Source organism: Embleya sp. NPDC059213 (genome assembly GCF_042754445.1).
Taxonomy (GTDB): domain Bacteria; phylum Actinomycetota; class Actinomycetes; order Streptomycetales; family Streptomycetaceae; genus Embleya.
The window spans coordinates 6,444-22,338 of sequence record NZ_JBHZAV010000149.1; the positions used below are offsets into that span (position 1 = coordinate 6,444).

Consider the following 15,895-nt stretch of genomic DNA (forward strand, 5'->3'; position numbering starts at 1 on the left):
TACGCGCCCGGGCCGGGGCGGCCGGCCCTGGCCCCCGCCGGGGCCGCCCCCCTGGGTGTCGTGCCCCCCCACACCTTGCGGGCGGCCACGACACACCCCACCCCGCGTGCGTCCGGCGGCGCGCGATCCACCGGCTGCGCTCCGGAGCGCGCACGCAGTGGGTCGCGGCGGGGATGTCCGGACCGGGCGGATGCCCGCAACGCGGCCGGGCGGTGGGCCTGTTGCCCCGGCCCGCATCCGAGGCCACCGCCCACCCGTCCCCGACCGCGCCGACGGGTGCGGACGTCCCCGAGGCTTAGGCCGAATGCCGCCGCGCGCTTACGCACATGCGGTATGGGCCGAAACACTGGACGGGTCCACTCCCAGACATCGTCAGGAGCAGCTCGTGAGGGTGACCATCGGCACGTGGAATCTGGAGAACCTCTTTCGCCCCGGCGAGCCGGGCGGACCCAAGGACGATCCCGCCTACCGGGTGAAGTTGGCCGCGTTGGCCGCGACGATCACCGAACTGGAGCCCGATCTGCTCGGCGTCCAGGAGGTCGGCAATCCCGACGCCCTCGCCGACCTGGTGGCGTTGCTCGACGGCCAGTGGCACACCGCGCTGTCCGCCCACCCGGACGTGCGCGGCATCCGGGTCGGCTTCCTCGCGCGCAAGCCGCTCACCACCATCGCCGACGTCACCGCGTTCCCGGCCCAGTTCGAACCCCTCCAGAGCCAGGACACCGGCGTGCCGATCAGCGTCATGGGGCGCGGCGGCCTCGCCGTCACCCTCGAACCGGTACCCGGCCACACCCTCACCGCCGCCGTCTGCCACCTGAAGTCCAAGCTGCTCACCTATCCCGGCGAACGGCACGCGCCGCGCAACGAGGGAGAGCGCGCCCGTTACGCCGCCTACGCGTTGTGGCGTCGCGGCGCCGAGGCCGTCACGATGCGCGCCCTCGCCGATCGACTGCTCGCCGACGACGGCCGCACGCACGACGTCGTCCTGATGGGTGACCTCAACGACCAACCGCAGGCCGCCACCACCCAGATCCTCCTCGGCCCGCCCGGATCGCAGATCGGCACCGGCGGCTTCGACCACCCGGACCAAGGCGACGCATCCCGACTGTGGAACCTGGCCCCGCTGATCCCCGAAGACCAGCGCTTCTCCCGCGTCTTCGAGGGCCAGGGCGAGCTCATCGACCACCTCCTGGTCAGCCACGCGCTCCTGGCGCGCGTCGACAGCGTCGGCACCGGAACCGGCCGACCGCTGCCCTCCGTCACCGACCACCCCGGCGAACGCCGGGACAAGCCCGGCTCCGACCACGCACCCGTGGTCGCCCACCTCACCTACTGAAATCGGCACGGCCGCGCCCGACGTCGCCGAACTCGACCCGATTGGCACAGCGCGACCGATCCGGGTCGGCCGGGACGCCGCCGCCGACCGCGAACCCGCAGGTGCCGGCCCTGAGCGGCCTCCATCGCCGAGCCCCCGCGCAGCGGTTCACCCCCTGCGGGTCCGGCGAAACGCGAGGTGGGCGGCGCCCGGGCGACACCGCCGTTCGAGTGATCGGCGGTCGGCCGGCCGACTCGCCGCCCGCGCCCGTGATACCTCTGGAACGGCCTTTCCGGTCGGAGAAGGAGGATTCATGTCCGACACCATCCGTCCCGATGTCGATGCCCCGCCGGCGACCCGGGATTCCCGACTGACCGTGACCGTGTACCGGGTCGACCCGCACGGCACTCGGCTGATCCGGGGCTCCCGGGTCCACCACGGGACTCCCCCGTCGATGCTCGCCTTCCCCGAAGAACCCCGCTGCCGCTGTTCCGCGACCTGTCACTACCCGCACCCCGACGACGCGGCGCCACCCGACCCGCCCGACCCGTCCGAGCCGTAGCGCGGAACCGTCGCCGGGACGGCTGTGTGGCCACTCCCCGACGGTTGTGGCAATCAGCCTTGCGGACACCGCCGTCCCGTCGACGCGCCCGGCTCGCGACCACCCTCCGGGCCGATCGCGCTCGATCTCGCGTTCCGCCGACGTGCCGACGGGGAACCGGAGATCCCCGCCGCTGCCGCGCTCATGCTCCACCGCGGCGAGTTCGCGCCGCTCCCGGCCGTCCGAGCCGGCTCGCGGTGCCCGATCGTGTCGCGTGTGGCGGGTGGTGCGAGGATGCACAGCACATGTTTCTGTGAGAATCGTGTGACGCGACGGGATGAGAGTGACATGGACGCGAACCGGCCCACGCCTGCGCCGATCGAGCCGAGCGAATCGACCGGCCCGGGCGGGTCGAAGGGGTCCGGCGAACCGGAGTTCGTGATCGACACGACCACGCCGCACTCGGCGCGGATGTGGAACTTCTGGCTCGGCGGCAAGGACAACTACCCGATCGACCGGGCCCTGGGTGGGCAGATACAGGAATCGTTCCCGCAGATCGTCGACATCGCCCGCGCCTCCCGGCGCTTCCAGGCGCGCGCCGTGCGCCATCTGGCGGGGACCGCCGGAATCCGGCAATTCCTGGACCTGGGCACGGGGTTGCCCACCGCGGACGCCACCCACGAGGTGGCCCAGCAGGTCGCTCCGCAGGCACGCATCGTCTACGTGGACAACGACCCGATCGTGCTCGCCCACGCCCGCGCGCTGTTGGGCGGTCGACCCGAGGGGGCCACCGCGTACGTGCCGGCCGACCTCACCGACACCGAGACCGTGTTGCGCGAGGCCGCCCGGACGCTCGACCTGGATCAACCGGTCGCGCTGATGCTGCTCTCCACCCTGGGCCACGTCACCGACGACGCCCGGGCCGCCGCCCTGTTGCGCGGTTACCTGGACGCGTTCCCCGCAGGCAGCCACCTGGTCCTGTGCGACACCATCGAAACGCCGCTGACCCGCGCCGCGTCGGACGAGTACGCCGAGGGCGGCGCCCTCCCGTACGTCTCGCGTCCCGCCGAGGTGCTGCGCTCCTTCGCCGACGGCCTGGAACTGCTCGAACCGGGCTTCGGTTCGATCAGCCTGTGGCGCCCCGACGAGCCGCTCACCACCGAACCGGTCGATCAGTGGGGTTTCGTCGCGGTCAAACGCTGATCCTCCGCGTTATCCGCCGTCCGGGTGAGCCGGGTCGGCCGCGCCGCCGCACGGCGACGTGCACGTTGCGGTATTCGGGCTCGGCCTTCCCGGGCGGACAACTCGGCCCGGGAAGGCCGACGGCGTCGACGCGAATCCTCATCGGGCCGTGATCGCCCGGTCCGGTCATCCCCGCGGCGGCCCGCCACGCCGGGCGGAGCGTCGACCCGCGAACGGCAAGTCCGGTGCCACGCCCGAGAGTTCGCCGATCGCGTGGGTGCAGCGTTCGGTCACGCCCATGCATCGTGGGCAGAACATCTCACGCCGCCGTCGGCCTTCGCCGATGTCGTCGAGTCCGTGGTCCGGCTCGGCACCGTGCCGCACCGGCCGTCTGCGGCCCGGGGCCGGCCCGCCGGCACTCGGCGTGTTCGCGGCCGTTGTCGTCCTGCGCATGTTCGCTCCATCCGAAATGATCCGTCGCCTTCACCAGGAAAACCGCCGGCAACACTTCGCGCATGCCCGGGAACCGGCCCGGCGCGCCGCCACGCCCACCCGACAGCCGAAGAACCCGGCCCCGACCATGGGGCCGCGCGGGTGAACCCGCGTCGCCGGCCCGGCCGCACCCGGGCCGATCGCGCACCGGGCACGCGTCAGCGGACGGGGGACCTCGTCCGGCCGCGCCCCCGCCCGGTGCCGACCGGCTCGGTCGCCTCCAACGTGCGGCCGTCCCGGTGTACCGCGAGGCGACGCAGCACCCGTTCGTCAGCGGTCGGGCGTTCCGGCACAAGTACCCGGACCGGGCGCCGGCGTACGTCGCCGACCACCCGGGGGTGGCTCGCGACGAGCGACGAGATCGCCGAGTGCCATGCCCGCATCACCGCGCGGAAGGCGGCATGGCCCCGGGCCGGTCCCCCCGGGCTCCCCGCCGGTACCCGCCGGCGGGGAGGGCGCCGGGTGATCGTAATCTTGCGCCCATGCCCGAAGAGCGTCCCCACTCCCCGGAACCATCGGCGGCGGCGGACTCTCCGCTGATCCGCAGTCTGCGCACGGCCGTCGAGGCGGCGCCGCACGAACTGCCGCTGCGCCTGCACCTCGCGCAGTTGTTGATCGAGGCCGGCAACCCGGACGCCGCCGTCGCGGAGGTGGCCGCCGTCCTCGGGCGGGCGCCGGGCGATCCGCAGGCGCGGGCACTGATGGCTCGGGCGATGGCCGCCCCCGCGTCGCCGCCGGTCGCCGAACCGGGCCCCCGGGCGGGCGGGTTCGACTGGGCCGCGGCCGAGCACGAGGTGGAGGGGGTGCTGCCACCCCGGTTCGTCGCACGATCGGACGAGGGCCGCGACGGGCCCGAAGCGCCCGTGGCGGCCGACGGCGGCGATCCGGGCGCGGCGGGCGCGTGGGACGTGCAGACGCCGGGGTCGCTGCGCCTTGCCGACGTCGGCGGGATGCAGGAGGTCAAGGATCGGCTGGAGGCCGCGTTCCTGGCCCCGATGCGCAATCCCGAGTTGCGCAGGCTGTACGGGAAGAGCCTGCGCGGGGGGCTGCTGCTGTACGGGCCGCCCGGCTGCGGGAAGACCTTCATCGCCCGCGCCGTGGCCGGCGAACTCGGCGCCGACTTCGTCTCGGTGTCCGTCAACGACGTGCTGGACATGTGGCTGGGCAACTCCGAGCGCAACATGCACGAGGTGTTCGCCACCGCCCGCCGCCGGGCGCCGTGCGTGGTCTTCCTCGACGAGTTGGACGCACTCGGCGCCAAGCGCAGCCGTACCGCGCACGGCGGGATGCGTACCACCGTCAATCAACTGCTCACCGAGTTGGACGGGGTCGGCGACGACAACGAGGGCGTGTTCGTGCTCGCCGCGACCAACGTGCCCTGGGACGTGGATCTGGCGCTGCGCCGCCCGGGCCGACTGGACCGCACCCTGCTCGTGTTGCCGCCGGACCGTCCGGCCCGCGAGACGATCCTGCGCTACCACCTGCGCGAGCGGCCCATCGCCTCGATCGACCTGGGCAAACTGGTCCGGATCACCGACGGGTTCTCCGGCGCGGATCTGGCGCACGTGTGCGAAAGCGCCGCCGAGGCCGCGCTGTTGGACTCCGTGCGCACCGGTTCGGTCCGGATGATCGACACTCGTGATCTGCTGGCGGCGGCGAAGGCGATCCGCCCGTCCACCGAGGCGTGGTTCGCGACCGCGCGCAACGTCGCGATGTTCGCCAACGAGGGCGGCACATACGACGACCTGCTCACCTACCTGAGGAAGACCGGAAAGTTGTGAGCGAACATCCGTTGTCCGCGCGGGCGCACGCGCTGATGCAGTTGGATCGGCACGAGGAGGCGGGCGAACTCCTCGCCCGGCGTGTCGCCGAGGACCCCGCCGACGCCCGGGCCTGGGTCCGACTCGCCTACGTACACCTCAATCTCGGGCACGACGAGGAGGTCGTGGCCGCGAGCGACGCCGCGTTGGCGGTCGCGCCGGACGACTACGAGGCGCTCCTGGTGCGCGTGTACGGTCTGCGCAAGTTGTGCCGCGGCGAGGAGGCGGAGGCCGCGGCGCGGGCCGCGATCGCCATCGCGCCCGACCTGTGGCAGGCGTACGCGGCGCTGTCCGAGGCGCTGAACTCGTGGCAGCCGCGCTGGCCCGAGGCGTTCGAGGCGGCCGGTACCGCGGTGCGGCTGGGGCCGGAGGCGGTCGGGGCGCATCGGGCGCTGTGGAAGGCGTCCCTGCTGGTCGGTCGAAACGACGTACGCGCGCAGGCGGTTCGCGAGGTTCTGCGGATCGACCCGCACAACGCCTGGGCCCTGAACGAACTCGCCGACCAGGCCGCGTATGCCGCCGCGCAACCGTCCCTGCTCGGCGCCGGGGCCAAACTGCCGGCCGCCGCCGATGCCGCCGCGACCGCGCTCGCCGCCGATCCCACCTCCGAACGGCTGCGCGCGGGCGTGGACGCGGCCGTCTTCCGGATGTTGCGCGGCACTCGCTGGATCGCCTTGTCGTGCCTGGTGATCGCGGCGCTGGCCGGCCGGGTCTTCCCGACCGGGGACGACCCCACCGCGCTGCCCGCTCCGCTCGGCATCCGGCTCTGGGCGCTGACCCTGATGGGCATCGCGTGGGGCCTGGGTGCGTGGCGCCGCTACCGGCGGTTGCGCACCGGGGTCAGGCTGAGCATGTGGTCGCTGATCCGGCGGGTCGGCTGGGCGCGTCTGGTCCTGGGCCAGACCGCGTGGTGCACCCTGATCGCGGTACTGATCGTGACGATCCCGTGGACCGGCCGACTCGTGCCCCAAGTCCTCTTCTGGGCAACCCTGGTCCCGATCCTGCTCACCATCCGCCTGGAACGCGCCGCCACCCGCTGAGCGTCGCCGGTCGGCGGGGGCAGTCGGCCTCACACCCCCGTCAGCCGCCGTGCCGAGGGGCGCAGGTACACCGCCCAGGTCACCAGCAGGCACAGCCCGTAGAAGGCGAGGAAGGTCAGGTAGGCCGCGTCGCCCCGGCCGGAGTTCAGGAACGACTCGCGGAAGGCGATGTTGACCAGGACCCCGCCCAGCGCGCCGACCGCACCCGCGACGCCCATCAGCGCACCGGACTTGCGCCGCGCGGCCGGGCCCGGGCCGAGCTTGGCCGCGAAGATCGCCGGGATCATCTTGTACGCCGAGCCGTTGCCCAGTCCGCTGAACACGAACAGCAGCACGAAGCCGGTCAGGAACAGCCCGAGCGACTCCTGCCGCGAGGCCAGGTAGACCACGAACGCGGCGCCGGCCATCGCGACGAAGTTCCAGAACGTGACCCGCGCACCGCCCCATCGATCCGCGAACCAACCGCCGACCGGGCGCACCAGCGAGCCCAACAGCGGTCCCAGGAAGGTCAGGTAGGCCGCCTTGACCGGGGTGGCGAACTCGTCGTGGAACTGCACCTGGAGCACCTGCCCGAAAGCGAACCCGAAGCCGATGAACGACCCGAACGTGCCGATGTACAGCAGCGCCATCACCCAGGTGTGCGGCTCCCGGGCGACCTCGCGCATCGCGCCCTTGTCGTTGCGCAACGCGGGCAGGTTGTCCATGTAGCGCGCGGACGCCAACGCGGCGAGCACGATCAGCGGGATGTAGACCACGAGCAGCAGCCGAGGGTGCCCGGCCCCCGCCGTCGCGAGCACCGCGAGGCCGACCAACTGCACCGCCGGCACCCCGAGGTTGCCGCCGCCGGCGTTGATCCCGAGCGCCCACCCCTTGAGCCGCTGCGGGTAGAACGCGTTGATGTTCGCCATCGAGGAGGCGAAGTTGCCGCCGCCGACCCCGGCCAGCGCCGCGACCACCAGCAACGTGCGGTAGGAGACGCCCGGTTCCAACACGATCGCGATCGCCGCGGTGGGCAGCAGCAACAACAGCGCGCTGACCACGGTCCAGTTGCGGCCGCCGAAGCGGGCGACCGCGAACGTGTACGGGATCCGCATCGCGCCGCCGACCAGGGTCGGCACCGCGGTCAGGGTGAACTTCTGCGCGGGGTCGAACCCGTACTCCGGGCCGAGGAAGAGCACGATGACCGACCACAGGCTCCAGACGGAGAAGCCGATGTGCTCGGACAGGACCGAGAAGATCAGGTTGCGCCGGGCGATCCGGGCCCCGGCCTGGGCCCAGAACACCTCGTCCTCGGGCCGCCAATCGTCGAGCGGGCCGGGCTCGGTTGCCGCAACGGGCTTGGAAGTACTGGTGGTTGACGTGCTCGTCGTCACTGGGACCTGCCTGTCCGAGGAGGAAATTCCGGCTGACGGTCCCTCACGCTAGGAAGCACAGATTTCGGCGCACTACGTGCTGTCGGTCGCCGGCGCTACAACTCGCTCAGGATCGGCGTCGCGCCGGTGTGAGAATTCCGGGCGTACCCGGGCGCCGCTCAGCGCGCCCGAATCGCCCACGTGCGCAACGCGGCCGGCTCCCCGTCGGGGCCCTCGTCCTCGTCCAGGCAGGCACCCGTACGAAGGTCGAACACCTGCTTGTACATCGGCGACGCGACCGTGGGCACCGCGCCCCGCCGCCCGACGATGCCGCGCGAGATGACGTACGCGCCGCTGAACGGATCGCGGTTGGCCAACGCGTAGAGCCGCCCGGTCCGGTCCCGAAACACCGCGACCTGATGTCCCTCGATCAGCACCGCGACACCCCTGCCGGGCACCAGGTCGGCGTACGAACACACCGGCTGCCAACCGGTTTCGCCGGCGATCTCGACGGTGAGCGTGGTCGTCGACTCGATACTCGTGGTCATCGTCCGCGTACCTCCAACTTCTCGAACAACACGGGCTTGATCTGGTCCCGCTCGGCGGTGAACCGGACGGTGGGGTCGGGGGTGCCCGGCGCGTTGACGAAGGACACGAACCGGCGGACCCGATCGGGGTCGGCCAGCGTCTGGGCCCACTCGTCCCGATAGGTGCCGACGTGCCGGGTCATCAAATCGTCCAGGTCGGCGCAGATCCCGAGCGAATCGTCGATGATCACCGCGCGCAGGTGGTCGAGGCCACCCTCCATCCGGGCCACCCAGGGCGCGGTGCGCTCCAGCCGGTCGGCGGTGCGGATGTAGAACATCAGGAAGCGGTCGATCGTGCGGATCAGCGTGTCGTGGTCCAGGTCGCTCGCCAGCAGGTCGGCGTGGCGCGGGGTCATCCCGCCGTTGCCGCCGACGTACAGGTTCCAACCTTCGGCGGTGGCGATCACCCCGAAGTCCTTGCTCTGCGCCTCGGCGCACTCGCGGGCGCACCCGCTCACCGCGGACTTGAGCTTGTGCGGCGAACGCAGGCCCCGGTACCGCAGTTCGAGCTCGATCGCCAGGCCCACCGAGTCCTGTACGCCGTAGCGGCACCAGGTCTCGCCGACACACGACTTCACGGTCCGCAGCGCCTTGCCGTACGCGTGCCCCGACTCGAAGCCGGCGGCGACCAACCGGCTCCAGACCTGCGGGAGTTGGTCGACCGTCGCACCGAACAGGTCGATCCGCTGGCCGCCGGTGATCTTCGTGTACAGGCCGAAGTCGCGGGCGATCTCACCGATGGTGATCAGGCCCTCGGGGGTGATCTCACCGCCGGGGATGCGCGGGACGACCGAATACGAGCCGTTGCGCTGGATGTTGGCCAGGAAGTGGTCGTTGGTGTCCTGGAGCGCGGCCTGTTCGCCGTCGAGGATGTGCCCCTGGGCCAGACTCGCCAGGATCGAACCGACGGTGGGTTTGCAGATGTCGCACCCGTCACCGCCCGTCGTGCCGGCGCTGCCGTGCTCGTCGAGCAACCGGGTGAAGGAGGTGATGCCCTTGACCCGAACGATCTCGTACAACTCGGCGCGGGTGAGCTCGGCGAAGTGCTCGCACAACCCGCGCATGCTCTCGATCCCGGCGGCGGCCAGCTCCTCGGTCACGATCGTGCCGATCAGCTTGACGCAACTCCCGCACCCGGTACCGGCCTTGGTGCATTTCTTGACGGCGGGAAGATCGTGGCACCCCTGGGCGGTGACCGCGTTTCGGATCACCGCCTTGGTCACCGCGTGACACGAGCAGACCACGGCCTCGTCCGGCAGTTCGAACCGCACCGGCGCGCCCATCGACGCGGGCAACACGAGTTGCTCGGCCGGCACCGGCAGGGCCCCGCCGGTCAACGGCCGCAATGTGCCGTACGCCTCCGCGTCGCCGACCAGCACCCCACCGAGCAGCCGCCCGTCCGCGCCGATGACCAGCTTCTTGTACACGCCGGCCCGGGTGTTGGAGTAGAGCACCTCCACACATCCCTCGGCCGTGCCGTGCGCGTCGCCGAAGCTCGCCACCTCGACGCCGAGCAGCTTGAGCTTGGTCGACAGATCCGCGCCGGTGAATCCGTCCGTCCCGGCACCGGCGATCTCGGCCGCGGCCACCTCGGCCATCGCGTATCCCGGTGCGACCAACCCGTACACCCGCCCGTCGGCGGCCAGCGCACACTCGCCGATGGCCAGGATGTGCGCGTCCGCGGTCCGGCAGCGCTCGTCCACCACGATGCCGCCGCGCTCGCCCACCGCGAGGCCCGCGGCGCGGGCGAGTTGATCCCGTGGCCGCACTCCGGCCGAGAACACCACCAGATCGGCGGCCAGTTCGCTGCCGTCCGACAACGTCATGCCGGACACCCGCCCGTCGGCGCCGGTGGTGACGGCCTGCGTGCCCGCGCCGGTGTGCACGGTCACCCCCAATTCCTCGACCTTGCGCCGCAACACCTCCCCGCCGCCGTCGTCGACCTGGATCGCCATCAGCCTCGGTGCGAACTCGACCACGTGGGTGTCCAGCCCCATCGCGGTCAGCGCCCCGGCGGCCTCCAGTCCGAGCAGCCCGCCGCCGACCACCGCGCCGACCCGGGCACCGCGCGCGGCGGCCTCGATCGCCTCGACGTCCTCGATCGTGCGATACACGAAGCACCCGTCCGCGTCGTGCCCCGGCACCGGCGGCACGAACGGATACGACCCGGTCGCCAGCACGAGCACGTCGTACGGCACACTGCGGCCGGCCCGGGTGGTCACCGTACGGCCGACCCGATCGATCGCCTCGACCGGATCCCCGAGCCGAATGTCGATCTGATGTTGCCGTGCGAACTCGGCGCTGCACAAAGACAGTTCCTCCGCCGTCGCGCCCGAGAACCAGGACGTCAGATGCACCCGGTCATAGGCCCGCCGAGGCTCCTCGGCCAACACGGTGACGGCGACCCGCCCACCCGCCTGCTCGACGAGCGCCTCGACGAACCGCTGCCCCACCATGCCGTGGCCGACCACAACCACATTCGTCTTCCCGACATCACTCACGCCCGACTCCTCCACCGACACCAGAAAACCCCGAACCCGACACCGACACCCGCACCCGCCCGCACGCACCTCCCGATCCCGCCGTCAACCACGCTCCCGACCCCGACCGGCGCCGAGCCGTCGGCGCGACGCGGTCATCGGTACGCCCCCGGCACCGCCAACAGGTGCAGCGGATCGGCCGGCAGGGGATCGTCGCGCTCGAAGGCCCGGGTCAGGGCACCGGCGGTGGACAGATCGCCGATCAGGATCCCGGCGACGAGGCGGTCGCCGCGCATGACGAGCTTCTTGTAGGCGTTGCGGGTCGGATCGGCGACGCGCACGACGTCGTCGCCCGCCCGCGCGCCCGTCGCGCCGAACGCGGCGACCGCCAACGGCCCGGCCGTCAGCCGCATCATCGGCCGCGACCCGGCGTAGCGCTGCCCGCCGCCGGTGAGGTGCGCGGCCAATACGTCCGCCTGATCCCACGCCGCCGCCGCGAGCCCGTGTACGTCCCCGGCGAACTCGGCGCAGTCCCCGATGGCGTGGATGCCGTCCGCCGAGGTGCCCAGCCGGTCGTCCACCACGATGCCGGTGTCGACCCGCAGCCCCGCGTCCCGGGCGAGCGCGACCCGGGGACGCACCCCGCAGGCGAGCACGATCAGGTCCGCGTCGAGCACGTGTCCGTTGGCCAGTTCCACGCCGGCCACCCGGTCCGTGCCGGTCAGGGCCCGAGCCCGGTTGTCGAGGTAGACCGCGACACCGAGTTCGGCAAGGCCGGCGAGCAACGCGGCGGCGGCCGGCGCATCGAGGTGACGCTCCATCAGATGTGGTCCCTGGTGCACGATTTCGACCGCGACCCCGAGGGCCGCCAGAGCGCGTGCGGCGCTCACCCCGAGCACGCCGCCACCGATCACCACGGCCCGCTCGGCCCCGGGTGCCGCGGCGGCCAGCGCGGCACAGTCGGCCAACGAGCGGAACGCGTGCACCCCCGCGAGCAGATCCAGACTCGGCTCACCACCGCGCCCGGCCGACCCGCTCGCCGTGCTCGCGACCCGCAGGTTCCGCATCGGCGGCAACACCGGCCCGGCGCCGGTCGCCAGCACGATCGCGTCGAACGTGTGCACCTCGCCGTCCGCCAACCGAAGCGCGCGCCGCCGCGCGTCGAGCGCGGCGACCCGCGCCCCGACCCGCACCACCGCCGTCGGCCCGACCGGCAACCCGATCGCCTCGGCCCCGAAGCGCGTGCTGAGCACGTCCGCGAGCAGTGCCCTGTTGTAGGGCGGATGTGCCTCGTCCCCGAACATCGTCACCGAGATCCCGGGGTCCCGGGCCGCCACCTGCTGCGCGAACCGCGCCGCGGCCATCCCCGCGCCCACCACTCCGACCCGCACCACGCTCACCTCCCACCACCGGGGGCGCCGCTCGCCCGCGCGAGCACCGCCCCACCGAGACCATCGCTCGACGCGCCGGCGCTGCCGCTCAGGGCCGCGCCCCCGCGTCCCCCCGTCGCCGACCCGGTCGACCCGGCTTCCCCGACCTTCCCGACCTTCCCGACCGGATCCAGGCGGACCGCGCACACCTTGAACTCCGGCATCCCCGACACCGGGTCCAGGGCCGCGTTCGTCACCGTGTTCGCCCGTCCCTCCCCCGCCCAGTGGAACGGCATGAACACCGTGTCCGGCCGGATCTCCCGGGACAGCCTGGCCGGCGCGACCGCGCGTCCTCGACGACTGGTGACCGAGACCGGGTCGCCCTCGCCCACCCCCATCCGCTCCGCCAGGTCCGGATGCAGTTCCACGAACGGCCCGGGCGCCGCCCGGTTCAGGGCCGGCACCCGGCGCGTCTGCGCCCCGCTCTGGTACTGGCTCAGCACCCGACCCGTGGTCAGATACAGCGGATACTCGGTATCCGGCTCCTCGGCCGAGGCCCGGTGCGTCGGCGCCGCGAAGCGCGCGCGCCCGTCCGGCGTGCCGAAGCGGTCCAGGAACAGCCGGGGCGTGCCCGGGTGGCCCACCTCCGGGCACGGCCAGAACACCCCGTCCTCGGCCCGGATGCGGTCGTACGTGATGCCCGCGTAGTCCGCCGCGCCGCCCGCCGACGCTCGACGCAGTTCGTCGAACACCTCCTCGGCGTCCGTCGCGAAGCCACGCTCGACACCCAGTCGCCGGGCGAGCTCGTTCAACGTGACCAGGTCCGTGCGCACGCCGTCCGGTACCGGCAGCGCCGCCCGACGCAGGATCACCCGGCCCTCCAGGTTCGTCGTGGTCCCGCTCTCCTCGGCCCACTGGGCGCCGGGCAACACGACGTCGGCCAGTGCCGCCGTCTCGGACAACACCACATCCGTCACCACCAGGAAGTCGAGCGCCGCGAGGCGGGCCGTCACGTGCGCCGCGTTCGGCGCGGACACCACCGGGTTCGAGCCCATCACGAACAGCGCGCGGATCTCCTCACCGCAGGAGTCCAACAGTTCGTACGCGGAACGCCCGGGCCCCGGCAGCGAATCCGGGTCCACTCCCCAGACCCCCGCCACATGTGCCCGCGCGGCCGGGTCGGTGATCATCCGGTAGCCCGGCAACTGGTCGGCCTTCTGGCCGTGTTCGCGTCCGCCCTGCCCGTTGCCCTGGCCGGTCAGGCAGCCGTACCCGGACAGGGGTCGACCGGCCTTCCCGGCGGCCAGGCACAGATCGATCCAGGCCCCGACCGTGTCCACGCCCTTGCTCTGCTGCTCCGGGCCGCGGGCCGTCAGCACCATGGCCGCCGGCGCCGACGCGAACATCGCGACCGCGTCCCGCATCGCCTCCACCGGTACGCCGGTGATCCGCTCGACCCGCTCCGGCCAGTGCGCCATCGCCGCCGCCCGCGCCGCGTCGAAGCCGACCGTGCGCGCCGCCACGAACTCCTCGTCCACGTGTCCCTCGGCGATCAGCAGGTGCAGCAGACCCAGCGCGAGCGCCAGATCCGTGCCCGGCACCGGCTGAAGGTGCAGGTCGGCCTCGGCCGCCGTCCGGGTCCGCCGCGGGTCCACGACCACCAGTCGCCCGCCCGCCGCGCGCATGTCGGTGAAGTAGCGCAGCGCCGGCGGCATGGTGTCCGCCGGATTGGCCCCGACCAGGATCACGCAGCCGGTCCGCGTGATGTCCTCCAGCGGAAACGGCAGCCCCCGATCGATCCCGAAGGCCGCCTTGCCCGCGGCCGCCGCCGAGGACATGCAGAACCGGCCGTTGTAGTCGATGTTCGCCGTCCGCAGCACCACCCGGGCGAACTTCCCCAACAGGTACGCCTTCTCGTTGGTCAGGCCGCCCCCGCCGAACACCCCGACGGCATCGCGCCCGTGCGCCCGGCCGACCGCCGCCAATCCGGCCGCGACCCGGTCCAACGCGTCGTCCCATTCGGCCTCGCGCAGCACCCCGTCGCCGTCGCGCACCAGCGGCGCGGTCAGCCGTACCCCGCGCCGCAACACCTCGGCCGCACTCTGCCCCTTGCCGCACAGCGCACCGCGATTGACCGGAAACCCGGGCCGCTCGACCACCTCGACGAACACGTCCGGGGCAGCCGAAGCAGGCCATTCGCCCGATCCACCCGACTCGGGCGCGGCGGTCCGCAGGCCCATCCCGCACTGGAGTGAGCAGTACGGGCAATGGGTGTCCGTCGTCGTGGTCCCGGCGTGCGTCGTCATGTCGGTAGCGTCGCGACCTACGGTTACGCCGCCTGGTCTGTGATGTTGCGCCGACGGTACGGCTGCCTCACCGGCCCGGGTGTCGATCGTGAGAACCGCGACACCGAAGAGCCGCACGAGAAGTCGAGACCTAACCCCGGGGTGATCATGCCGCAACACCCCCGTAACGCCGGCCCGCCACTCTCCTTGCATGGTTACTCGGACAAACGCCGCCGCCGAACCCCTGGTCGGGCTCACCGTCGGTGTCACGGCCGCCCGGCGCCGCGACGAACTGGTCGCGCTGCTCGAACGTCGTGGCGCGAAGGTCGTGGGCACCGCGACGCTCAGCATCATTCCGCTGCGCGAGGACCACGTACTGCGGCTCGCCACCGAGCGCTGTCTGGTCGAACCGCTCGACTACGTGGTCGCGACGACCGGCGTGGGCTGGCGCGGTTGGATGAACGCGGCCGAGGGTTGGGGACGATCGGCCGAACTGCGCCGGGCCTGCGAGGCCGCGACGGTGATCAGTCGTGGCCCCAAGGCCACCGGGGCGGTGCGGGCGTCCGGGCTGCGCGAGACCTACTCGCCGGGTTCGGAGGCCAACGACGAACTCCTGCACTGGTTGCTCGCCCGGGATCTGCGCGGCCGTCGGATAGCCCTCCAGGAACACGGCGCGCCACTAGGGGAGTTCGCCTCGATCCTGCGCGAGCGCGGCGCCGAGGTGATCGAGCTGCCGGTGTATCGGTGGGGGCCGCCGGAGGATCCGATCGCGGTACGCCGCCTGGTCGAGCAGGTGATCAGGAACGAGCTGCACGCGCTCACCTTCACCAGTGCGCCCGCGATCGGCGCGTTCCTCCAGGCGGCCGACGAACTGGGGCGACACGAGGAGGTGTTGACCGCGTTGCGGACGAGCGTGCTGCCCGTGTGCATAGGCGGGATCTGCGCCAAACCGCTCACCGACGAGGGCGTGCAGGCGGTCTGGCCGGAGCGCGGGCGACTGGGTTCACTGGTACGCACGGTCACCGAGACGCTGCCCGGCCGGGTTCGACGGGAGCTGGACACCGGTACGGATCGTCTGATCCTCCAGGGCAGCGCGGTCCTGGTCGAGGGTGGCGTGATCTCGTTGTCGCCGGTGTCGGCGGCGGTCCTGCGCGCACTGGCCGAACGGCCGGGCTGGGTGCTCAGCCGCGCCGAACTCCTGCGCCGGGTCTGGCGGGACACCTCCGCCGACGAACACGCGGTCGAGGCGGCCGTGGCCCGATTGCGCACCTCGCTCGGACCGCACAAGGGCCTGATCAAGACCGTCACCAAGCGTGGCTACCGGCTGGCCGTCGCCGGCTGATCGGGGCCGACGGCCGTCCGGTGGGTTCCCGACCCGCTGCCCCGGGCGATGGGGTGCCGTAAACCGCGGGGCTGAGCCCCAGGGTCATT

The 15,895-nt window shown here is 72.5% G+C and carries 11 protein-coding genes; 6 read left to right on the top strand and 5 right to left on the bottom strand.

What is annotated here, in order from left to right:
• Nucleotides 1-391: 391 nt before the first annotated feature.
• The 5 genes from ACFXMF_RS36210 (at nucleotide 392) to ACFXMF_RS36230 (ending at nucleotide 6,390) form a co-directional block, all read left to right on the top strand.
• Nucleotides 392-1,336 carry an endonuclease/exonuclease/phosphatase family protein gene (locus ACFXMF_RS36210; protein WP_379992457.1) on the top strand — a complete coding sequence of 315 codons (945 nt, stop codon included), beginning with the start codon at nucleotides 392-394 and terminating at the stop codon, nucleotides 1,334-1,336.
• 292 nt (nucleotides 1,337-1,628) lie between these two features.
• Nucleotides 1,629-1,877, top strand: coding sequence for a hypothetical protein (locus tag ACFXMF_RS36215; protein WP_360311590.1), 249 nt, complete (start codon nucleotides 1,629-1,631; stop codon nucleotides 1,875-1,877).
• A 327-nt stretch (nucleotides 1,878-2,204) separates the two neighbouring features.
• A complete protein-coding gene (locus ACFXMF_RS36220) occupies nucleotides 2,205-3,059 on the top strand; it encodes an SAM-dependent methyltransferase (protein WP_379992455.1) in 855 nt (284 codons plus the stop codon).
• Nucleotides 3,060-4,012: 953 nt separating this feature from the next.
• On the top strand, nucleotides 4,013-5,311 hold the full coding sequence (locus ACFXMF_RS36225; protein ID WP_379992454.1) for an ATP-binding protein: 1,299 nt from the start codon (nucleotides 4,013-4,015) through the stop codon (nucleotides 5,309-5,311).
• Nucleotides 5,308-6,390 (top strand): translation initiation factor IF-2, encoded by a 1,083-nt coding sequence (locus ACFXMF_RS36230; RefSeq protein ID WP_379992453.1) that lies wholly within the window; start codon nucleotides 5,308-5,310, stop codon nucleotides 6,388-6,390. The genes ACFXMF_RS36225 and ACFXMF_RS36230 overlap by 4 nt, the downstream gene beginning before the upstream one ends.
• A gap of 29 nt (nucleotides 6,391-6,419) precedes the next feature.
• On the opposite strand, the gene ACFXMF_RS36235 is transcribed toward ACFXMF_RS36230, so the two are convergent.
• From ACFXMF_RS36235 to ACFXMF_RS36255, 5 genes are all read right to left on the bottom strand, one after another.
• Nucleotides 6,420-7,763 (bottom strand): nitrate/nitrite transporter, encoded by a 1,344-nt coding sequence (locus ACFXMF_RS36235; protein ID WP_360324011.1) that lies wholly within the window; start codon nucleotides 7,761-7,763, stop codon nucleotides 6,420-6,422.
• Nucleotides 7,764-7,921: 158 nt separating this feature from the next.
• Nucleotides 7,922-8,290 (bottom strand): nitrite reductase small subunit NirD, encoded by a 369-nt coding sequence (nirD, locus tag ACFXMF_RS36240; protein ID WP_379992059.1) that lies wholly within the window; start codon nucleotides 8,288-8,290, stop codon nucleotides 7,922-7,924.
• Complete coding sequence (gene nirB, locus ACFXMF_RS36245) at nucleotides 8,287-10,830, bottom strand: nitrite reductase large subunit NirB (protein WP_360324015.1); 2,544 nt, start codon at nucleotides 10,828-10,830, stop codon at nucleotides 8,287-8,289. The genes nirD and nirB overlap by 4 nt, the downstream gene beginning before the upstream one ends.
• A 134-nt stretch (nucleotides 10,831-10,964) precedes the next feature.
• On the bottom strand, nucleotides 10,965-12,209 hold the full coding sequence (locus ACFXMF_RS36250) for an NAD(P)/FAD-dependent oxidoreductase (RefSeq protein ID WP_379992058.1): 1,245 nt from the start codon (nucleotides 12,207-12,209) through the stop codon (nucleotides 10,965-10,967).
• On the bottom strand, nucleotides 12,206-14,485 hold the full coding sequence (locus ACFXMF_RS36255; protein ID WP_379992057.1) for a molybdopterin oxidoreductase family protein: 2,280 nt from the start codon (nucleotides 14,483-14,485) through the stop codon (nucleotides 12,206-12,208). Before ACFXMF_RS36255 ends, ACFXMF_RS36250 begins: the two co-directional genes overlap by 4 nt.
• A gap of 190 nt (nucleotides 14,486-14,675) precedes the next feature.
• Between ACFXMF_RS36255 and ACFXMF_RS36260 the strand changes: the two genes are divergently transcribed.
• Nucleotides 14,676-15,806 carry a uroporphyrinogen-III synthase gene (locus ACFXMF_RS36260; protein ID WP_360324021.1) on the top strand — a complete coding sequence of 377 codons (1,131 nt, stop codon included), beginning with the start codon at nucleotides 14,676-14,678 and terminating at the stop codon, nucleotides 15,804-15,806.
• The last annotated feature ends 89 nt before the right edge of the window (nucleotides 15,807-15,895 follow it).